Raw genomic sequence first — 18,537 nt, 5'->3', positions numbered from 1 at the left:
TGAGCCCCGGCCGGCCGCTGGGCCACGCGCGTGGTGCGCCCCGTGCGGGCGCTGTGCCCCCGGCAGGAGTCGAACCTGCGTTCCCGGCTTCGGACGCCGGAGTCGTGTCCGTTGGACCACGAGGGCTTCGGCCGGTTTCACCCCCGGCCGGGGGGTCGTGGCGGATGCAGGAGCCCAACCCGCGCGGGTGCTCGCCACATCCGACCACCGTTTCAGAAACGGCTGTCCGCCAGGCCTGCCGCTCGACGAACGGGCATCGGGGGCGCTCCCGGGCCAGGGGCTCGAACCTGGCTCTGCGGAGCCGAAGTCCGCCGTGTTCGCGGGAATCACCACCCGACACAGCGGGCCCTCGCCAGGAGTCGAACCTGGACTGTCCGGAGCCTGGGTCCGGTGCCTCTGCCAGTTGGGCCACGTGAGCCGGGAAAACCTGCGTACCCCTGCCAGGAGTCGAACCTGGGACCTCCGGATTCGTAGTCCGGCGCTCTGTCCCGCTGAGCTACAGGGGTGTGGCAGCCGATCCGGGGATCGGCCTCGACGTGGTGGGGGACGGAGTCGAACCGTCAAAGCCCGCGTCGGGGCGTCCGGGTTACAGCCGGGTGGGCTCACCGTTGCCCAGCCCCACCAGTGCTCGCCGCGGCCGGCGAGCCTGTCTCTGCTCCGCTGTGCAGTTGAGAAAGAACGAGCGCGATAAATGGGCGCGACAAATCCAGGCCAATAAATCAACTTCGGATGCTCGAAATAGAGAAAGCCGCCCGAATCAGTTTCCCGATGGGCGGCTCCCGGTCACGACGTCGGCGACGTCACGGTGGGGAGCCCCCGTTGCTGAGCAGTTGCTGCTCAGGCAGCACCGACGCAGTCAGCACCGACTCACGGAGCGGCCGAAGTGATCGTCGCTCATCCGACGAGCACAGCGCAGCACGCAGATCGCCGAGATATCGGCGCTGCGCTGCTCGCATCTTCCTGCTCGCCACGATGACTCCTTCGGTGCCGTTTCCGCCGTGCGTTTTCCCGTTCAGTTCCATTACATGGTCGCGAACCCGCGGCCCGGTGTCAATCAGTATTCCGCCGCCGAATTCATCGCGGCCGCGAACACACCGGGAAGCCGTAGAGATCCATCAGTCCCCCTCCGTCATCGACGCAGCGACCTGATCGTGCACCGCCAGCACCCGCTGGTCCAGCTCTTCGACCGGCACGCCGACGTCACGGGCGAGCGCCTCGCGGAAAATCAGGTAGCCCTTGTAGGCCGCGACCATGAACACGTGCATCGCGATGGCGTCGCCGGCGGCGGGCAGGGCGCCGGTGGCCCGGTCGCGGTCGAGGGCGGCACGGGTTCTCTCGATCTCGGGCAGGGCGTGGTAGTCCGGGTCGCCGTCGATGGCGAGGAGGGCTTCGACCAAGGTGGGCGCGGGGTTGGCCAGTGCGCTGCGGAACATCGCCTTGCGCCGGCCCAGGAACGACGCCTCCCAGTGCCGTTTCGCGCCCGCCGCCCATTCGCGCGCGCGGTGCGCCACGGCCGCGCGCAGCAGCGACCGGCGGTCGCCGAAGTACTGGTAGATCTGGCCGCGGTTCACGCCGGAGCGGTCGGCGACCTCCTGCAGGTTCAGCCCGGCGAAGATGCCGTCGCGCTGAAGCAGGTCGAAAGTCGCCTGCAACAGGTCGGCCTCGGTGCGGGCCCGGTCGCGCCCGCGCCGGTTCGACGCCGGCCCGGCGGTGTCGTTCACGTCATCTCCCCTGTGCACCCCCGCAGTCTAGTGATCCGCTCACACCACACCGTTGTCCCGCAACGCGGCGAGCTCCGCGCCGGACAGCCCCAGCAGCTCGCCCAGCACCTCGTCGGTGTGCGCGCCCAGCGTGGTCCCGGCCCAGCGCACGCTGCCGGGCGTCGCGCTCAGGTGCGGCAGTGGCGCGACCATGGGGACCTCACCGAACTCCTCGTCCTCGACCGTGACGACGGATCCGCGGGCCCGGCAGTGCGGATCGTTCATCAGGTCCGCCACGCTCATGATCGGCGACGCCGGGATGTCGGCGTCGCTCAGCAGTTTCACCACCTCGTCGGCGCTCAGGCGCGCGACCCACGCGCCGATGAGCGGGTAGAGCTCGTCCTGGTGGCGGATCCGCGCCGGCCGGTCGGCGAACCGCGGGTCGTCGGCCAGCTCCGGGCGCCCCATCACCACCGACAACCGCCGGAACAGCGAGTCGGTGCCCGCGTGCAGGGACACGCGCCGGTCGTCGGACGTCACGAAGTCCGACGCCGGAACGATGGCCGGGTTCTTGTTGCCCAGCCGTTCGCGCACCTGGCGGTCGAGGCCGTACGCGGTCACCGAGTCCTCACTGGAGCGCAGCGCCGCCTCGTACAGCGCCAGGTCGATGACCTGTCCCGAGCCCGAGCCGAGATCGCGGTGGTACAGCGCGGACACCACGGAGAACGCCGCGAGGTAGGCACTCATGTAGTCGATCACGGAGTACCCGCTGCGCACGGGCGGGCGCTCGGGTTCACCCGTGGCGTAGGTCAGTCCGCTGTAGGCACTCGCGATCCGGTCGAACGCGCCACGGTCGCGGTAGGGCCCCGTGAGCCCGAACCCCGTGAGGTACAACAGGATCGCGCTCGGGTTGAGGGGCTGCAGGTGCTCGGGCAGCATGCGGTAGCGCTCGAGCGTGGGTGGGCGGAAGTTCGTGACCACCACGTCGAAGTGCGGCACCAGCCGGTGGAACACGGCCTGGCCCTCGGGCGTGCGCAGATCGAGCGCCACGGACTTCTTGTTGCGCCCCTCCTGCAACCAGCCCGGGGACCTCCCGCCGGAGCGGGTGAAGTCGCCCACCTTCGGGTCTTCGATCTTGACCACCTCGGCGCCGAAGTCGCCCAGGATCGTCGCCGAGACCGGTCCGGCGAGGACGGTCGCGGCGTCGAGGACCCGGACACCGGCCAGCGCGTCGCTCATCGTGTGGTTGTCCTCCGTACTGTTCGCGAGTTGCTTCACTTGCCCTGTGCCGCGTCGATCACGAGCGACAGGTCGATCAGCTCTTCGGGTTTCACGGGCGAGTCCACCTGCAGCGTGTTGGGCACGGACTGGTACATCTTCTGCAGGCTCGCCACCGACTCGGCGGGCACGTTGAAGTCGAACGGCACCGACGGCGCCACCCGCAGCTTCTCGACCGTCGTGCCCAGCTGCTGAGCCATCTTGGACATCACTTCGTCGTCCTGGTGGTAGTCGCCGCTCAGGTGGGTGTTCACGGTCCGCTCCACGGCCCGGAAGAAGGCGACACCGGCGTCGCGGTGCGCGGAGAGCAGATCGGTGGTCGAGAAGTACCCGGCGATCTGCATCGTGTCCGGGTAGCCGCCCTCGGCGTTGAACGCCACGCCCGGCTGGATGCCCGCGGTGAACGGCGGGCCGACGGTGGCACCGTCGATCGAGCCGTTGTTCAGCGCCTGCACCATCGCCGAGATGTCGCTGAACGGCGTCATCCGCACGTCGCTCGGTTTGAGGCCGCCCTTGGTGATGAGCTCGTAGAGCCCGTACTCCGACGGCGCCGCCAGACCACCCGGGTTGACGCCGATGTTCTTGCCCTTCAACGAAGCCGGGTTGAAGTCGGCTGCCTTGCTGCCGTACTTCGTGCTCATGTACACCCCGCTGTCCGGAGACGACGAGGCGACGCCGGAGACCCAGCGGATCGGGACGCCGTGGCGCAGCGCGTTGAACACCAGCGCCTGCGCGCCCGCGTAGACGAGGTCGATCTTGTCCTGGCCCAGCAGGGTCAGCAGGTTCGGCACGGTGTCGGTGACGAACGTGACGTCGAGGTTCTCCTTGGCGAACTCGCCGTAGGTCTGCGCGAGCAGCGCCGGCGCTTCGAGCTCCAGTTTGGACGGGATGCCGACCTTGAGCGAGGCCTTCTGTCCCAACGGTTTGGGCGCGGGTGTGCCGGTCTTTCCGGCGGCGAGGCTCAGGCCGGCCGGCAGCACGGACACCTGCTTGGCGTCGGTGGCCTGGTTCTGCTGGGCGGACGGGGCACACGCGCTCGCGAACACCAGGCCCGCCGTGACGGCGGTGGCGCAGAGGACCCGGGTGGTTCTGGACATGGCTCTCCTGAGGAAGGGGTGGGGAGACGGGGTGGGACTCAGGACCGGCGCAGGCGCGGCCGCTGCTGGGGGACGGCGAACTTGAGCGCGAGGGTGACGAGACCGGTGAAGGCCACGCCGATCACGCCGGCGATGATCACACCCGCGTACATCGTGGCGGGGTCGAACACCTGGGAACGCTGGAAGATCAGGTACCCGAGGCCGCTGTCGCCCGACACCATCTCGATGCCGACGATCACGAGGATCGCGATGCCGGCGGTGAGCCGGATGGACGTCGCGATGGCGGGCAGCGCGGCGGGGAGGATCACGTGGCGCAGCAGCTGCGTGCGTTTCGCGCCGAGCACGGCGGCGGCGTCGCGGTAGCCCTGCTCGACCGAGAGCACGGCGGTGGTGGACGCGAGCACGACGATGAAGAACACCGACACGCCGACCAGCACGATCTGCGGCAGCGACCCGAGGCCGAACACGAGCAGGAACACCGGGAACAGCGCGAGTTTCGGCAGCGTGTACAGCGCGACGAGCGTGTGTTCCAGCGCGGCCCGGACGAGCCACGACAGTCCCAGGAGGACACCCAGTGCCACACCTGCGACGACGCCGGTGCCGTAGCCGATCAGCAGCTTGCGGACGGTGTCGAGCGTGGCGTCGGTCATCGTGCCGTCCTCGAAGGACTTCACGCCCGCCTGCCAGATCACGCTGGGGGCCGGGAAGAAGCGCGTGTCGAGGACGCCGAGGCGGGCGGTCAGCTCCCACACCACGACGATGACGATCGGCGTGGCCCAGGCCAGGGTGAGGGTGAGCGCGCGGCGGCGCCGGGCGTGGCGCTGCGGTGCCAGCTCGGCGGCGCCGGGGGTGCGCCGCACGAGCTCGCGACCGGGCAGCCGGTCACGCGACGTCATGAGCGTGCTCACGTTCTTCCACCTCGCCTTTCAGGAGTCGCCAGATGTGGTCTTCGAGGGCGCCGAACTCCGCTTCCGAGCGCGCGGCGCGCGTGCGCGGCCGGGCGAACGGCACCTCGATGTCGTCGAGGACGCGGCCCGGCCGCGACGACATCACGACGACGCGGTCCGCCAGCAGCAGGGCCTCGTCGATGGCGTGCGTGACGAACAGGATCGTGCGCCGGTGCGCCTCCCACACCCGCAGCAGCTCCTGCTGCAGAACCAGGCGCAGCTGCGCGTCGAGCGCGGCGAACGGCTCGTCCATCAGCAGGATCTCGGGGTTGGCCACGAACGCCCGCGCCAGCGCCACCCGCTGGCGCATGCCGCCGGACAGCGTGGCCGGGTAGGCGGACTCGAAGCCGGCCACGCCCGCGCGATCGATCCAGTCGCGCGCCACCTCATTGGCCCGGGGCCGCGCGACGCCCGCGATGTCGAGCGGCAGGCGCACGTTGGCGAGCACGGTCTTCCAGGGGAAGATGCCGTAGTCCTGGAAGACCATCGAGCACAGCGGCGAGTCCGTGTCGGCGCGGTCGATCACGATCTCGCCGGCCGAGGGCGCGGCCAGCCCTGCGACGATGCGCAGCAGCGTCGACTTCCCGCAGCCGGACGGGCCGACGATGGCGACGAACTGTCCTCTTTCGACGGTCAGGTCGACCGGGCCCAGCGCGTGGACCGCGTGGCCACGGGAAACGAACGTCCGCTCCACGGCCGTCGCGCTGATCACGACGTCGGACATGCGGCCTCCTCCTGGTGGGTGTGCGCGAGGATCTTCGGGAACGGACCGGTCGCGAGCCATTCACCCGCGACCTCGTCGCCGCGCACCCGGTCGGCGAACGCCGTGGCGACCGCGGCGATCGCGGCGGCGACCGGGCTGTTTTCGGTGCCGTGGCCGGGAATTCCGCCGAGCTGGTGGTCGCCGTCGTGGACCACGGCGAGGTGCTTGGAGCGTGACCGCGCCCGGTCGTAGGGCTCGCGGCGCCACTCGACACCCTCACCGCCGGCGCCGAAGTCGCGGGTCCCGGTGACGACCAGCAGGGGCAGCTCGACCTCGCGCCACGAGTCCGGCGTCAGCCCGCGGTCGCCACTTCCCTGCGGTGACAACAGGATTCCGCCCGCCACGGCGGGGTGTGCGAGGCTTTCGTGCCCGGTCAGCCGCGTGCCCAGCAGCAGCTGCGCGGTGTAGGCGCCGAACGAGTGTCCCGCGACGAGCACGCGGTCGGTCCTGTCCGCGAGTGCGTCGAGCACCGCATGCACCCGGTCCACTCGCGACAGCCAGTGTTCCGGATCGAACAGCAGGGCGTGCATCCGTTGTCTCGCCACGGGATCGGCGACCCAGGACTGTTCGTCCACACCGGACAGCCCGAGCTCCGTTCCCGCGATCTCGAAGGCGTCGCGGAACTGCGGGTGCAACACCTCGTACCCGTGCGAGGCGAGGTGGTGACCCAGGCCCGCGTAGCCGCGGTGGCTCCCGCCCAGCCCGTGGCACAGGACGATCACCGGCTTTTCCCCGGAATGATCTGGTTTCCGCTCGAAAACGGCGACCCGCTGCCCGTCCGCGGTCGCCCACTCGTCGACTTCGCCCGTGACCACGCGGTGCGGTCCCGGCCGGACCCACCGGGGGTCCGGGTGCTCGTTGCAGCCCACACTGGCTCCTAACTAGCGATTTGTTAGTAACGTAATGCTAGTTAGCGGGCGTGACAAGCTTCGTAGCGGAAGTGCCGGCGGACGAACACCCTGCGTGGCCGGGTGCTTCCCCGCGCCGACCGGCGCACACTGGGGTCATGGTCAGCCCACGACCAGGTCCGATCCGGTGGCTGCGCTACGTCTACGGCGCCCGGCTGCCCGACCGCTACCGCCCCTGGGTCCTGCACGACGCGACCGCGCCGACGTGGGTGCTGCGGTTCGCGTTCCGCGTGGTGGTCGAGGCGCTGCCGTGGCTCGTCGCCGGGTTCCTGCTGCTGGTCTTCCTGACGCCCCTGCCGGCCGGCCTGGTGGCGCTCGGCCTGCTCATGGCGCTCGTCCTGGGTCTCTTCCTCACCCTCGGCAGCGCCGACGAGCTGGCCGAAGTCCGCCTCGCCAGGCACGGCTACCCCCCGGGCACGGGCAAGGCCGTGCGCGGCCGCCGCGGCGGCGCGGCCACCTGGCCGTGACGCTATTCGCCGACGGTGCGGCGCGCCGGCCCGTTGGCGCTGCGGGGCACGATGGGCACCACGCCGAAGGCACCGAGCACGGCCACGAACCCGTTCTCGATCTGGGTCCCGGTGCTCGGCCTGTAACCGACGGTCTCGCACAGGAATTCGTCGCACTGCTCCGGCGGCGGACCCGCACAGCCGGCAGCGAACAGCACGACAGCGACGGCCACGGCAACCGGACGCAGACGGGACACGGCGGGCTCCTCCCCCTCAGACGACAGCCGGCCGCCGGCGCACGACCAGCGTGATCACATCGATGGCCAGCCAGATCGCCACCACGGCCTGGTCGTAGCCGGTGATGACGCTGATCAGCGCGCACACCACGCCGACCACTTCCATGGCCACCGCCAGCGTGACGGCCCACTCCCGCGGCAGGAACACGGCGGCGACCCCGACGAGCACCGCGATCACCGGGTTCAGCACCAGGACGAGCCACCCCGCCCCCGGCACGTCCTGGCCGTGGTCGAGCCGCGCCCGCACCGTGAGCAGCTGCACCACCCAGATCCCGGCCGACGCCACGGCCTGCACCGCCATCACCCACCGCGCGACCCGCACCCCGCCACTCCTTCCGCCGGATCGCCGGATCGGTAACCGCGGCGCGCGGGAGCCCTCCCGAGGTTGTCCGCTACCTGCCGGCCGCCAGCACCTCGGCGAGATACCCCACCGCGGCCTCCTCCGCCCGCTGCCGCCGCTCGACGTCGCCGCGCCAGCGCCGGTACAGCTGCACGCTCGCCAGCACCGCGGCACCGGCCTGCTCGGCGTCGTAACCGCACACGGTCGCCCGCAGCGCGCGGGCTTCCTCCGATGCGAGGAACTCCAGGCGCCGCACCCCGCGGGGCGAGAAGCCGCGGCGGGCGGCGATGAGCGGCCCCAGCACGGTTTCGCGCAGGAACGCCAGGAACCCGAGCACGTCGTACAGCTCACCGCGCCCGAGTTTGGTGGCCGCGTAGTGGACCCAGACCCAGAAGCGGTCCTCGAGCCACTGCTCGTCCAGCGGTACCCGCTCGGCGGGTCGCGCGGCGAGGGCCGCGGTCAGCGCGCCGTCGCGTTCCCACAGGATCTTCGGGTCGCTCGTGCGCTCGCCGAAGTCGCTCAGGCGCACGAACTTGAAGTCCACGTGCAGCAGTGGCGGCCCGGTGAGGGTGATGATCAGCCTCGGTTCGCCGACGTGCTCACCGGTGAAGGCCGCGAGGAGCTCGACCCACGAGCCGATCAACGCGAACCGCTCGGCCGTCACCGCATCGAACGCGCGGTCGTCGACGGCCACGACGATGTCCACATCGGAGTATTCGTCGGGCTCACCGTGGGCGATCGAACCCGTGACGGCCACCCCGGCCACCCGCGCGTCACGGCGGATCTCCGGGAGCACGGAGTCGAGGAATTCGAGGTGCGGCGCGGAAACGGGCATGAGCGTCCTTTCGGCGGGAACGAAAGTCGTAGCACGAACCCGCTCCCACCGGCCACGCAATTAGGTACTCGGCGTTCGTGCAGTGCCTCGATGGGTGCGGCCCGCGAGCGTCGCCCTCACCGATGCCGATCAGTTACACCTGGCCCGAATCCCGCACGGTCACCTCATCCATCACGAACCTCTCGTGTCCGGAGAGGGCTCGCTGTCCCCGCCTTCGAGGGTGCGGCCGATTTGTTTTCACGATTCGCGTTCTCCGTCGCGGCCCGATCGTCACCACCGCGCGCCGGTTCCTCAGCCGGGCACGGAGAACCGCGCGCGATCCTGGTGCCCCGGCGGCGCGGTGAGGACCACGGTCGTGGCATCGGCGGGCAGGCGCTGCGGGCGGCGCTCGAGGGCGCACGCCGAGGCCAGCGCGTAGCCGGCGGCGGCCAGGAAGAACCCACCGAGGCAGTCGCTGGGGCGGTGCCAGCCCACGGTCAGCGTCGACACCCCCACCGCGACGATCCAGGACAGCCCGAGCGGCGCCGCCACGAACCGCGCCGCACGGGGCAGCACGAGCAGCAGCGCGAACACGCTCATCGCGGCCACCGTCACGTGTCCGCTCGGGAAGCTGTTGCTGGTGGAATGGATGCGCTCGGCGAGGTTCGGCCGCTCCAGCGCGGCCTTGAGCAGCTGCGCGAAACCCGCGACCACCACCATCAGCCCGACGGCCGCCGCCGTGCGCCGGTGCGCGCGGCGCGCCAGGCCGATCACCACGACCAGCACGAGCGCGAGGGCGAACAGCGCCGGCACCGGGACCTCCAGCGGCAGCGGCACCTCGCCCGACGCACGGGTGAACGACGGGTCGAACGTCTCCAGGATCCGCTGGTCGGCTTCCTGACCGGACTCCGTGCGGACCAGCAGCACGTACGTCAGCCCGACGGCGACGACCAGCAGAGCGGCGGCCGTCAGCCGCCAGGCGATGCTCAGCACTCGGTTGTTCACCCTGTCGAGACTGCCCGCGCTTCGTCCGCTGCGGGCCCTCGTCGTGTCATGGCTCTGCAACAACCCCGCACCGGTTCCGCACGATCGAGCCCCCTGTGGACGGACGGGACCCGGCTCACCCCACGCGCAGCGTGGTCCCCCGCGGGATCAACGTCGGCGCGAACCGGCGCGTGGTCGCCGGCACCCCGGCACCCGCGTCGATCAGCAGGTCGACGGCCGCGCCGGCGATCTCCGAGAACGGCACGCGGATCGTGGTGAGCGGCACCGGCAGGCGCGCGGCGAGCGGAATGTCGTTGTACCCCACCACGGACAGCTCGTCCGGCACCCGCACCCCGGCACGCTGCACGGCCGAGAGCAGGCCGACGGCGGTGTTGTCGTTCACCGCGAAGACGGCCGTCGGGCGCGGGTCCAGGGCGAGCAGCGCCCGGCCCGCGTCCTCGCCGCTTTCCATGCTGAACGTGGAGGGCAGCACGACCGCGGGCAGGCCGGCCTCACGCAGCGCGTCCTCGTACCCGGCCCGGCGCCCGAGCGCGCTCGACGCGTAGGCCGGGCCCGCGACCAGCGCGATGCGGCGGTGCCCGAGGTCGAACAGGTGCCGGGTGGCGAGGTAGCCACCCAGCCGATCGTCGCCCACCGCCGCGGCGCTGTCGCCGAACGTGCGCATCGCGAGCACATGCGGAACCCCGCGGTCCAGCAGTTCCTGGCAGAACCCACCCTCGGTGCGCGCGGTGGTGAGGATCAGCCCGTCGACGCGTCGGCCGAGCAGCATCCGGCCGTTCTCGCGTTCGAGCTCCGGCTCGTCGTGCGAGGTCGCGACCAGCGCGTGGTAGCCGCGGCGCGTGCACACCGAGGCGACCTCCTCGTAGAACATCGCCATCACCGTGTCGGTGAGCCGGGGCACGAGCACGCCGAACGTGTTGGTCTGCCGCCGCCGCAGGTTGGCCGCGACCGGGTTCGGCTCGTATCCCACGCCTTCGGCGATCTCGCGGATCCGCGCGGCCGAGGGGCTGCGGAAGAACCGGTGCTCGGGGTTGAGCGCGCGCGACACCGTCGACTTGCTGACACCGGCCGCCGAGGCGACGTCGCTGATCGTCGGGCGGACCCCGTCCGGTGTTCCTTCACTCATGCCGCTCCTTGACTCTCGTACAACCCGCAGCCTACCGTTGTGCAACCGATTCCCTCATCGATTGCACAGCCTGAGCCAAGGGAGTGTCATGAAGTCTCTGGATCTGCGCGGCCTCGTCCCGGCCTGCGTCACCCCGTTCACCGAGAGCGGCGACGTCGACCACGAGGCCCTGGCGGTGCACGGGCGCTGGCTCGCCGGCCTGCCGGGCGTGAAGGGCATCGTGTGCAACGGCCACGCCGGCGAGGGCGCGAGCATGACCGAGGCCGAGCGCGGTGCCGTGGTGAAAACCCTGGTCGACGCCGTGGAGGGCAAGCAGCCCATCATCACCGGCGTGATCAGCGACGGCAGCCGCGTCGCGGGCGAAGAGGCCAAGCGCTACGGCGAGGCCGGCGCGGCGGGCGTGCTGCTCTACCCCGCGCACAGCTGGCTGCGCTTCGGGTTCCAGCCCGGTGCCGCGGCCGACCGCTACCGCATCGTCGGCGAGATCTCGGGCCTGCCGCAGATCCTGTTCCAGTACCCCGACGTGACCAAAGCCAGCTACGACCTCACCGAGCAGCTCAAGATCGCCGAGCTCGACTCGGTGTTCGCGATCAAGAACGGTGTGCGCAACATGCGCCGCTGGGACACCGAGGTCCCGGTGCTGCGCAAGGAGTTCCCGGACCTGCAGATCCTCACCTGCCACGACGAGTACCTGCTGCACACCATGTTCGACGTCGACGGCGCGCTCGTCGGCTACGGCGCGCTCGCGCCCGAGGGCATGTGGGAGCTGCTGCAGGCCGGCAAGCGCCGTGACTACGCCGCCGCCCGCGCCGTGCACGACCGGCTGCTGCCGCTGACCAAGGCCGTGTACCACCGCGGTTCGCACATGGAAGGCAGCGTCGCGCTCAAGCTGGGCCTGGTGCAGCGCGGCGTGATCCCCAACGCCTACGTGCGTTCGCCCCTGCTGCCGCTGGCGCCGGAAGCCGACGACGAGGTCGCCGCCGCCCTCGCCCACGCCGGTCTCGGCAAGGTGCTCTGAGTTCCCTCCCCTCCCACTCTCACTCCATCTCCCTCCCCAACCCAAGCTCCCCTCCCCCACCGTTTCGCTCCGCTTCGGAAGGCACACCAATGACCGCTGTGTCAGCAGAGGCAGCACCGCGCACCGGGAGCCGCCGCGAGCTGCGGTTCATCCTCGTGTTCGCGTTCCTCGGCTCGCTGTTCGACGGCGCCGAGATCAACCTCGTCGGTTATCCGCTCACCTACCTGTCCGGTTCCCTGCACGTGTCCACGGTGGCGCTGGTCAGCGTGGCGACGTTCCAGGGCTTCGCCTCGATCGCCGGCGGGTTCCTGTTCGGCTGGCTCGGCGACACGCTCGGGCGGCGGCGCACGTACGCGATCTCCGTGCTCGCGTTCGGCGTCGCCGCCGTGCTCGGCGGACTGGCGCCGAACTTCGGCACGTTCCTCGTCACCCGGCTGCTGGCCGGGCTCGGCATGGGCGGGCTGTTCGGCCTGTCGTTCTCGATGTTCACCGAGTGCTGGAAAACCACCCGCCGCGGCAGCATGGGCGGGCTGATCCAGTCGATGTACTTCCTCGGCGAGATCCTCACCGTCGGCGTGCTCTACGCCTGCCTCACCTGGTTCGGCAAGGATCTCGGCTGGCGCACCGGTTATGTCGTGATCGGCGCGGTGAGCGTGGTGATCGGGCTCGCGGCCTTCCGGCTGCTGCCTGAGTCGCGCCACTGGCTGGAGTACCAGCGCCGGCTGCGCGAGGGCACCGTGCCACCGGAATTGCGCCGCACGCGGGTGCCGCTGCTGGACGTGTTCCGCTCGAAGGTGGTGTACGGCAGCGTGATCTTCATGGTGCTGTCGACGGCCATGTTCCTCACGACCAACTCCGTCGGTGTGTATTTGTCGACGTACCTGCTCAAGGTGCAGCACCTGCCGCTGGGCACGGCGAGCGGGATCGTGCTGATCGGCTACGTGTTCACCATCGCCGCCTACTCGGTGACCGGGGTGCTGTCCGACGCGATCCGGCGCAAGTACGCGTTCCTGGCCGCGTGTGTGTTCGGCGTCGTGGGCTTCGCGTGGTTCCTGGCGCAGGTGCTCTCGGGCACCGACCACGTCGGCGCGTCTTTCTGGAGCTCCACGACCTTCTGGGCACTGATGTGGTCGGCCGCGGCGTGCGGCGGGTTCGGCGTGCTGGGTGTGTGGATGTCGGAGTACTACCCGACCCGCATCCGCTCGACGGGCGCGAACAGCAGCTACTACGTCGGCCGCGGGCTGGGGGCCGGGGTGTATCCGCTGTTCGCGCTGACATTGGCGGGTGGCGGGATTCCGCTGGCGTTGGCGCTGGGGATTCTGGGGCCGTTGGCGGGAATCGTGTTCTCGGCGATCGCGCCGGACCGCACGGGGCGGGACATCGTGGCGTTGGAGTGAGGGGCGGCAAGCGAACGGCGGCGGGGCTCGAGTCCACGATCGACCCGAGCCCCGGAACCCTCAGGCCGTGATCGTCGCCAGCAGTTCCGCCGCGCGGGTGCGGAACGTCTCCACGTTCGCCAGCTTGATGTCCTCGTAGCCCCGCACCACATCGGGCAGTGCGGCGAGCTCCACGAACGCCTCGGCGGTCTTCGGCGTGAGGTGGGCGAGGCCGCGCTCCACGAAGTGCTGGTACTCCCCCGGCAGCGCACGCTCGACGCGGCGCACCCGCGCGTAGCCGAACACATCCGCCCGCGTGCCCCGCACCCGGCGGGCCCCCCGCAGGGCGCGGAAGGCCACCGTGGCCGTGCGGCCGCGCAGGCGGATCTTGCGCTTCATGCCCATCGCACGCAGCACGGGCGGGTGCAGCAGCACGGCGACATCCGCGTCGGCGCCGAATTCGGCTTCGCGGCGGGCCTTTTCGACCGGGTCGAGGTGCAGGCGGGCGACCTCGTACTCGTCCTTGTAGGCCAACAGCTTGTGCAGGCCACGCGCGTAGGCGGCAGCGATGCGGGCGCCGGTGTCGGCGTCGGTGCGTTCGGTGGCCTCGGCGGCAAGAGAGCGGACCTGCGCGGCGTAGCGCCGCGCCAGGGTCTCGTCCTGGAAGCCGATCAGGTCCGCGACGCGCGGCGACAGCACCTGCTCGAGGTCGCCGGCGGCGATGGTCGCGGCCACGGCGTCCACCGCGACCGCGGCGACGGGCGGTGCGATGGCGGCGGCACGCACCGCGGCCGGGTCGACGACCGCGGCGCGGCCCCAGCGGAACGCCGCGAGTGTCTTGTCCACGGCGGTGCCGTTGAGGCGGATCGCGGCCTCGATCGCGTCGGCCGAGATCGGCACCACGCCGTGCTGGTAGGCGGCGCCGATGAGCAGCATGTTGGCCGGCATGTGGTCGCCGAAGAGTGCCTCGGCCAGCTCGATCGCGTCGAGGGCGACGAGGTCGCGGGTCGCGGCGGCGATCTTCTCCAGCGCGTCGTCGGGTGAGCCGGGCAGCACCACGCGGTGGGTGACCATCGCGGCCGTGGGCACGAGCGCCGTGTTGATCACGGCGACGGTGTGGTCCGCCCGCGCGGTGGCGAGGTTGGCCGCGTCGGCCGCGCCCAGCAGGTCGAAGCCCACGAGCACGTCGGCGGTCGCCCGCGAGGCGCGCAGCGAGCCGGTGACCGGCGTCTTCGAGATCCGGATGTCGGAGACGACCGGGCCGCCCTTCTGCGCGAGACCGGTCTGCTCCAGGCCCGCGGCGAAGCGGCCGTCGAGGTGCGCGGCCATCTGCAGCACCGCGGAGATCGTGACCACGCCCGTGCCGCCGATGCCGGGCATCCGCATCAGTACAGTGTCCACTTCGGACAGCCGTGCGGCCGGTTCCGCCAGTGCCACCGGCAGTTCCGGTACGTCGCGGCGCGGCTTCTTCGTGCCCGGCGTCACGAGCAGGAACGACGGGCAGTCGCCCTTGAGGCAGGTGAAGTCGCTGTTGCACGACGACTGGTGGATGCGCGTCTTGGCGCCGAACTCCGTCTCGACCGGCCGCACCGACAGGCAGGTGGACACGTCACCGCAGTCGCCGCAGCCCTCGCACACGCGCTCGTTGACCACCACGCGCTCGGCCGGCGTCGGCAGCTGACCGCGCTTGCGCAGCCGGCGTTCCTCGGCCGCGCACCGATCGTCGTGGATCAGCACGGTGACGCCCTCGGTGGCCGCGAGTTCGGCCTCAACGTCGGCGAAGTCGTCGCGGTGGCGCACCGACGCGATCGGATCGAGCGTGATCCCGCGGTAGTCGGCGGTGCTCTCGGTGGTGATCACGATCCGCCGCACGCCCTCCACGGCCAGCAGGCGCGTGATCGACGGGACGTCGAGACGGCCCTCGGCGCGCTGGCCGCCGGTCATCGCCACGGCGTCGTTGTAGAGCAGCTTGTACGTCATGGTCACGCCGCCGGCCACGGCGGCGCGGATCGCGAGCGAGCCGGAGTGGTGGAACGTGCCGTCGCCCAGGTTCTGCACGAAGTGCCGGTCGTCGGTGAACGGCGCGAGACCGAGCCACTGCGCTCCCTCGCCGCCCATCTGCGTGATGCCGATCTGGTCGCCGCGGCCCGCGCCGTCGATCGCGACCATGGCGTGGCAGCCGATGCCGACGCCGACGAGCGTGCCGTCGGCCGTGCGCGTGGAGACGTTGTGCGGGCAGCCCGAGCAGAAGAACGGGGTGCGCGGCGCGGTCGCCGTCGGCAGCGCGATGCGCGGCGGGCGCGGCGGGGTGATCGCCGCGAGGTGCGTGGCCGCCGAGCGGGGCAGCCGATCCGGGCCGACGACGGTCTCGATGCGCGCGACCAGCGCATTCGCCACGTCCTCGGCCACGAGCTGGCCCCGGCCGGTGAGCAGCGGCCGGCCGTTCTCGGCGAAGCGGCCGACGACGTTCGGCGCGCCCGGGCGGCGGTAGAGGGCTTCCTTGAGGTGGCCTTCGAGGAACGGCACCTTGTCCTCGACCACGAGCACCTCGTCGAGGCCCTCGCTGAGCTCGGCCAGCGCGTCGGCGTCGACCGGGTAGGGCATGGCCAGGCGGATCAGGCGCAGGCCGGCGGCCTCCATCGCGGCTTCGTCGAGACCCAGGTCCTGCAGCGCGCGCAGCAGGACGGCGTAGCCGGTACCTGACGCGAGCACGCCGAGCTTGGCCGCGCGGGCGGAGAACGTGACGCGGTTGAGGCCGGTTGCGCGGGCGTACGCGCGGGCCAGGTCGAGGCGGCGGGTGTACATGTCGTGCTCGGCGTCGAGCGCCGGCGCGCCGACCAGCGCGCGCCCGGTGGGCCGGATGGTCTCCGGCGGCATCGGGATGCCGTGGGTCAGCGCGTCCATGTCGACGGTGGCCGAGGCATCGGCGATGTCCGCGACGATCTTCAGCCCGGTCCACAGCCCGCTCGCGCGCGAGAGCGCGACCGCGTGCAGGCCGAACTCGATGATCTCGGCGACGCTGCCCGGCGCGAGCAGCGGCATCGCCAGGCTCTGCGCCATCGGCTCGCACGAGCTGGGCACGGTCGAGGACTTGCACGCCGGGTCGTCGCCGATCCACGCCACCGCGCCGCCGAGCGAGGCCGTGCCCGCCAGCGTGCCGTGGCGGATCGCGTCGGCCGCGCGGTCGAGACCCGGGTTCTTCCCGTACCAGAAGCCGGTGACGCCGGCGTGGCGGCGGCCGGGGACGTTGCCGAGCAGCTGCGTGCCGGCGACCGCGGTCGCGGCCAGCTCCTCGTTGACACCCGGCTTGAACACGACCCCGGCCGGGTCGAGGTACTTCTTCGCGCGCGCCAGCTCCTGGTCGAGCCCGCCGAGCGGGGAGCCCTGGTAGCCGGAGACGAACACGCGCGTGTCGAGGCCACGGGCCTCGTCGAGGCGGCGCTGCTCGAGCGTCAGCCGCACGAGCGCCTGGACGCCCGAGATCAGCGCTCGCCCGTGGTCGGCGACGTACTTGTCGTCCAGCGAAACCGGATCGGTGAGCACGTGAGCGCTCCTCTCGAGGGCGGGAGACCGGGTGGGGCGGGACACAGGAGAAACCTCAGCCTCTCACGGCGCAAGATCGGTACGCGGCCTGGCCACGATGACGCAACTATGTAACGTGGACCTGGTATCGACCTTAAATTCTTGCCTGGAGGCGACATGGCGGGCGTCGACGACATCGACCTGCGCCTCGTCGAGTTCCTGCGCCTCGACGGGCGCCGGTCGTACGCGGACATGGCGGCACAAGTCGGGCTCTCGCTGCCCGCGGTGAAGCGCCGCGTCGACCGGCTGCAGGCCGCCGGCGTCATCACCGGCTTCACCGCGCAGATCGACTACACGAAGCTGGGCTGGAACATCGAGGCGTTCACCGAGCTGCGCTACACCGGCCGCACCCGGCCGCCGGACATCGAACGGCTCGCGCGCGACCTGCCCGAGGTGCAGGCGGTGTACCTCATCGCCGGCGACCCGGACGCGCTGTGCCACATCCGCGCGAAGGACGTGACCCACCTGCGGCAGGTCATCGACGCGATCCGCGTGTCGGGCGGCGTGGTGGGCACGAAGACGTTCATCACGCTCGGCAGCGCCCCCGAGGCCGCCTCCGAGGTCCGCTGAGCCGTGGGGCGCGGTATAGGGCGTTATACAGTCAGCTGGCGGGAAGTCGATCAAGCGGCGCACTTGACGGAACTCTGCGCCGGCCGCCGGAAAAGGTGAAGACCACGGGCCGGTGATCGAGAGGAACGGGCAAGAACCGTTCCTGGCCGACACCGTCGACGGGCGGAATTTCCTTGCCGAGCGGCGGCCCCGGGCGCGATCGTGGGCGTCGTGACCGACATCCGGGTGCTGACGGCGGACGATTGGCGCGAATGGCGTGCGCTTCGGTCAAGGGCGCTCACCGAGGCACCGGAGGCGTTCGGCGCTTCGCTGGCCGACTGGCAGGGCGACGGCGACACCGAGGCGCGCTGAATGGGCGGCGGCGCACACCGGCGCCGACGGCGCGCTGCCCGAACTGCTGGCGCTGGTGCACGGTAGGTTCGGCGGACGCGAATGACCGGTTGGGTGAGCAGAGCATGAGCAGGACAGCGCAGGAGACGACCGGCGAGGACCGGGCGGAGGCCGCGCGCGTGCGCGTGCGCGAGCTGATCGCCGCGCTGCAACCCGACGCCGTCGACAAACGGCCGAACAAGCGCGGCGCCCAGACCCGGGACAAGCTCGTGCAGGCGGCCACGGCGTGCTTCTCGGAGTACGGCTACACCCGCACGCGCGTCTCGGACATCACCAACCGCGCCGACACCGCGCAGGGCAACTTCTACCGCCACTTCACCAGCCTGGACGACATCTTCCTGGCCGCGCTGCAGCCGGCCCTGGAAGAACTCGCGGCGGCCTCGGCCACCGCCCCGCGCTCCGGGGACGAGCAGCACCACCTCGTGGAGCAGACCATCGCGTACCTGCACTCCTACGCCCGCAACCGCCACCTCCTGCGCGTGATGCGCGAAGCCGCGGCCGCCAGCGAGAACGAGGGTTTCCTGCGCCTGTGGCTCCAGGTGCGGTCGGGCTTCGTGCACCGCACCGAATGCTGGCTGCGCCGGCTGCACGAGAGCGGCGTCATCGAGGAAACCGACTACGAGCTCCACGCCGAGGCACTGGGGTCGCTGATCGAGCAGATGGCCTACGTCCACATCGGACTGCTGCCGGTGACCCCGAGGCCGGAGCGCATCCAGGAAGTGGGCTCGATCATCGGCCAGATCTGGTACAGGTCTCTGCCGTTCCGGAGCGCCCGCTAGGGCCTGTCCTCAAAGTGGGCGGTGCGACCTGCTTTGATCTTGGGTTGTGGTGCGTAGGCATGAGTTGACTGACGAGCAGTGGCAGGTGGTCGAGCCGTTGCT

At 71.1% G+C, this 18,537-nt stretch carries 18 protein-coding genes and 4 tRNA genes; 6 read left to right on the top strand and 16 right to left on the bottom strand.

What is annotated here, in order from left to right:
- Positions 1–54: 54 nt before the first annotated feature.
- The 10 genes from ACWEOE_RS28455 to ACWEOE_RS28410 all read right to left on the bottom strand — a co-directional run bounded on the left by ACWEOE_RS28455 (position 55) and on the right by ACWEOE_RS28410 (position 6,654).
- A tRNA-Arg gene (locus ACWEOE_RS28455) sits at positions 55–126 on the bottom strand.
- 218 nt (positions 127–344) lie between these two features.
- Positions 345–418: transfer RNA gene (locus ACWEOE_RS28450), tRNA-Leu, on the bottom strand.
- Between the two features lie 14 nt (positions 419–432).
- Positions 433–506 (bottom strand) — tRNA-Arg (locus tag ACWEOE_RS28445).
- Positions 507–537: 31 nt separating this feature from the next.
- Positions 538–623: transfer RNA gene (locus ACWEOE_RS28440), tRNA-Tyr, on the bottom strand.
- Positions 624–1,115: 492 nt separating this feature from the next.
- Complete coding sequence (locus ACWEOE_RS28435) at positions 1,116–1,721, bottom strand: TetR/AcrR family transcriptional regulator (RefSeq protein ID WP_452014408.1); 606 nt, start codon at positions 1,719–1,721, stop codon at positions 1,116–1,118.
- A 39-nt stretch (positions 1,722–1,760) separates the two neighbouring features.
- Positions 1,761–2,939 carry a CaiB/BaiF CoA transferase family protein gene (locus tag ACWEOE_RS28430; protein ID WP_452014406.1) on the bottom strand — a complete coding sequence of 393 codons (1,179 nt, stop codon included), beginning with the start codon at positions 2,937–2,939 and terminating at the stop codon, positions 1,761–1,763.
- Positions 2,940–2,974: 35 nt separating this feature from the next.
- Complete coding sequence (locus ACWEOE_RS28425; protein WP_452014404.1) at positions 2,975–4,075, bottom strand: ABC transporter substrate-binding protein; 1,101 nt, start codon at positions 4,073–4,075, stop codon at positions 2,975–2,977.
- A gap of 38 nt (positions 4,076–4,113) precedes the next feature.
- Positions 4,114–4,983, bottom strand: a complete 870-nt coding sequence (locus ACWEOE_RS28420; RefSeq protein WP_452014402.1) for an ABC transporter permease — start codon at positions 4,981–4,983, stop codon at positions 4,114–4,116.
- Entirely contained in the window at positions 4,958–5,746 is a 789-nt protein-coding gene (locus ACWEOE_RS28415; protein WP_452014400.1) for an ABC transporter ATP-binding protein, read from the bottom strand. Before ACWEOE_RS28415 ends, ACWEOE_RS28420 begins: the two co-directional genes overlap by 26 nt.
- Positions 5,731–6,654: an alpha/beta hydrolase family protein gene (locus tag ACWEOE_RS28410; RefSeq protein WP_452014398.1), complete on the bottom strand. Its 924-nt coding sequence runs from the start codon at positions 6,652–6,654 to the stop codon at positions 5,731–5,733. The genes ACWEOE_RS28415 and ACWEOE_RS28410 overlap by 16 nt, the downstream gene beginning before the upstream one ends.
- Before the next feature lie 137 nt (positions 6,655–6,791).
- Here ACWEOE_RS28410 and ACWEOE_RS28405 point away from each other — a divergent pair, with 137 nt between their 5' ends.
- Positions 6,792–7,160, top strand: coding sequence for a DUF5313 family protein (locus ACWEOE_RS28405; RefSeq protein WP_452014396.1), 369 nt, complete (start codon positions 6,792–6,794; stop codon positions 7,158–7,160).
- A gap of 2 nt (positions 7,161–7,162) precedes the next feature.
- Here ACWEOE_RS28405 and ACWEOE_RS28400 read toward each other — a convergent pair whose 3' ends face one another.
- The 5 genes from ACWEOE_RS28400 to ACWEOE_RS28380 form a co-directional block, all read right to left on the bottom strand.
- Positions 7,163–7,396, bottom strand: coding sequence for a hypothetical protein (locus ACWEOE_RS28400; RefSeq protein ID WP_452014394.1), 234 nt, complete (start codon positions 7,394–7,396; stop codon positions 7,163–7,165).
- A 16-nt stretch (positions 7,397–7,412) separates the two neighbouring features.
- Positions 7,413–7,757, bottom strand: coding sequence for a hypothetical protein (locus ACWEOE_RS28395; RefSeq protein ID WP_452014392.1), 345 nt, complete (start codon positions 7,755–7,757; stop codon positions 7,413–7,415).
- A 70-nt stretch (positions 7,758–7,827) separates the two neighbouring features.
- On the bottom strand, positions 7,828–8,610 hold the full coding sequence (locus tag ACWEOE_RS28390; RefSeq protein WP_452014390.1) for a nucleotidyltransferase domain-containing protein: 783 nt from the start codon (positions 8,608–8,610) through the stop codon (positions 7,828–7,830).
- 291 nt (positions 8,611–8,901) lie between these two features.
- Positions 8,902–9,594: a phosphatase PAP2 family protein gene (locus ACWEOE_RS28385; RefSeq protein ID WP_452014388.1), complete on the bottom strand. Its 693-nt coding sequence runs from the start codon at positions 9,592–9,594 to the stop codon at positions 8,902–8,904.
- A gap of 115 nt (positions 9,595–9,709) precedes the next feature.
- The gene (locus tag ACWEOE_RS28380; protein ID WP_452014386.1) at positions 9,710–10,720 is read right to left on the bottom strand and encodes a LacI family DNA-binding transcriptional regulator; all 1,011 of its coding nucleotides are present in this window, start codon (positions 10,718–10,720) and stop codon (positions 9,710–9,712) included.
- Between the two features lie 88 nt (positions 10,721–10,808).
- On the opposite strand from ACWEOE_RS28380, the gene ACWEOE_RS28375 reads away from it, so the two are divergent.
- Both ACWEOE_RS28375 and ACWEOE_RS28370 read left to right on the top strand, forming a co-directional pair.
- Entirely contained in the window at positions 10,809–11,738 is a 930-nt protein-coding gene (locus tag ACWEOE_RS28375; protein WP_452014384.1) for a dihydrodipicolinate synthase family protein, read from the top strand.
- Between the two features lie 89 nt (positions 11,739–11,827).
- Positions 11,828–13,135, top strand: a complete 1,308-nt coding sequence (locus tag ACWEOE_RS28370; protein ID WP_452014382.1) for an MFS transporter — start codon at positions 11,828–11,830, stop codon at positions 13,133–13,135.
- Positions 13,136–13,195: 60 nt separating this feature from the next.
- Here ACWEOE_RS28370 and ACWEOE_RS28365 read toward each other — a convergent pair whose 3' ends face one another.
- The gene (locus ACWEOE_RS28365; protein WP_452014380.1) at positions 13,196–16,657 is read right to left on the bottom strand and encodes an indolepyruvate ferredoxin oxidoreductase family protein; all 3,462 of its coding nucleotides are present in this window, start codon (positions 16,655–16,657) and stop codon (positions 13,196–13,198) included.
- Between the two features lie 156 nt (positions 16,658–16,813).
- On the opposite strand from ACWEOE_RS28365, the gene ACWEOE_RS28360 reads away from it, so the two are divergent.
- The 3 genes from ACWEOE_RS28360 to ACWEOE_RS28350 all read left to right on the top strand — a co-directional run bounded on the left by ACWEOE_RS28360 (position 16,814) and on the right by ACWEOE_RS28350 (position 18,435).
- The gene (locus ACWEOE_RS28360; RefSeq protein ID WP_452014378.1) at positions 16,814–17,266 is read left to right on the top strand and encodes an Lrp/AsnC family transcriptional regulator; all 453 of its coding nucleotides are present in this window, start codon (positions 16,814–16,816) and stop codon (positions 17,264–17,266) included.
- Between the two features lie 210 nt (positions 17,267–17,476).
- On the top strand, positions 17,477–17,617 hold the full coding sequence (locus ACWEOE_RS28355; protein ID WP_452014376.1) for a hypothetical protein: 141 nt from the start codon (positions 17,477–17,479) through the stop codon (positions 17,615–17,617).
- A gap of 104 nt (positions 17,618–17,721) precedes the next feature.
- Entirely contained in the window at positions 17,722–18,435 is a 714-nt protein-coding gene (locus tag ACWEOE_RS28350) for a TetR/AcrR family transcriptional regulator (protein ID WP_452014374.1), read from the top strand.
- The last annotated feature ends 102 nt before the right edge of the window (positions 18,436–18,537 follow it).

Source organism: Amycolatopsis sp. NPDC004368, from assembly GCF_053602515.1.
The sequence above is the reverse complement of the archived record's forward strand: the minus strand, read 5'-3'. Positions and strand labels throughout refer to the sequence as shown.

Bases quoted from the DNA above. Each gene is read 5' to 3' on its own strand.
- ACWEOE_RS28370 (WP_452014382.1), top strand. From the start codon at position 11,828: ATGACCGCTGTGTCAGCAGAGGCAGCACCGCGCACCGGGAGCCGCCGC.
- ACWEOE_RS28360 (WP_452014378.1), top strand. From the start codon at position 16,814: ATGGCGGGCGTCGACGACATCGACCTGCGCCTCGTCGAGTTCCTGCGC.
- ACWEOE_RS28405 (WP_452014396.1), top strand. From the start codon at position 6,792: ATGGTCAGCCCACGACCAGGTCCGATCCGGTGGCTGCGCTACGTCTAC.
- ACWEOE_RS28350 (WP_452014374.1), top strand. From the start codon at position 17,722: ATGAGCAGGACAGCGCAGGAGACGACCGGCGAGGACCGGGCGGAGGCC.
- ACWEOE_RS28430 (WP_452014406.1), bottom strand. From the start codon at position 2,939: ATGAGCGACGCGCTGGCCGGTGTCCGGGTCCTCGACGCCGCGACCGTC.
- ACWEOE_RS28375 (WP_452014384.1), top strand. From the start codon at position 10,809: ATGAAGTCTCTGGATCTGCGCGGCCTCGTCCCGGCCTGCGTCACCCCG.
- ACWEOE_RS28425 (WP_452014404.1), bottom strand. From the start codon at position 4,075: ATGTCCAGAACCACCCGGGTCCTCTGCGCCACCGCCGTCACGGCGGGC.
- ACWEOE_RS28380 (WP_452014386.1), bottom strand. From the start codon at position 10,720: ATGAGTGAAGGAACACCGGACGGGGTCCGCCCGACGATCAGCGACGTC.
- ACWEOE_RS28390 (WP_452014390.1), bottom strand. From the start codon at position 8,610: ATGCCCGTTTCCGCGCCGCACCTCGAATTCCTCGACTCCGTGCTCCCG.
- ACWEOE_RS28415 (WP_452014400.1), bottom strand. From the start codon at position 5,746: ATGTCCGACGTCGTGATCAGCGCGACGGCCGTGGAGCGGACGTTCGTT.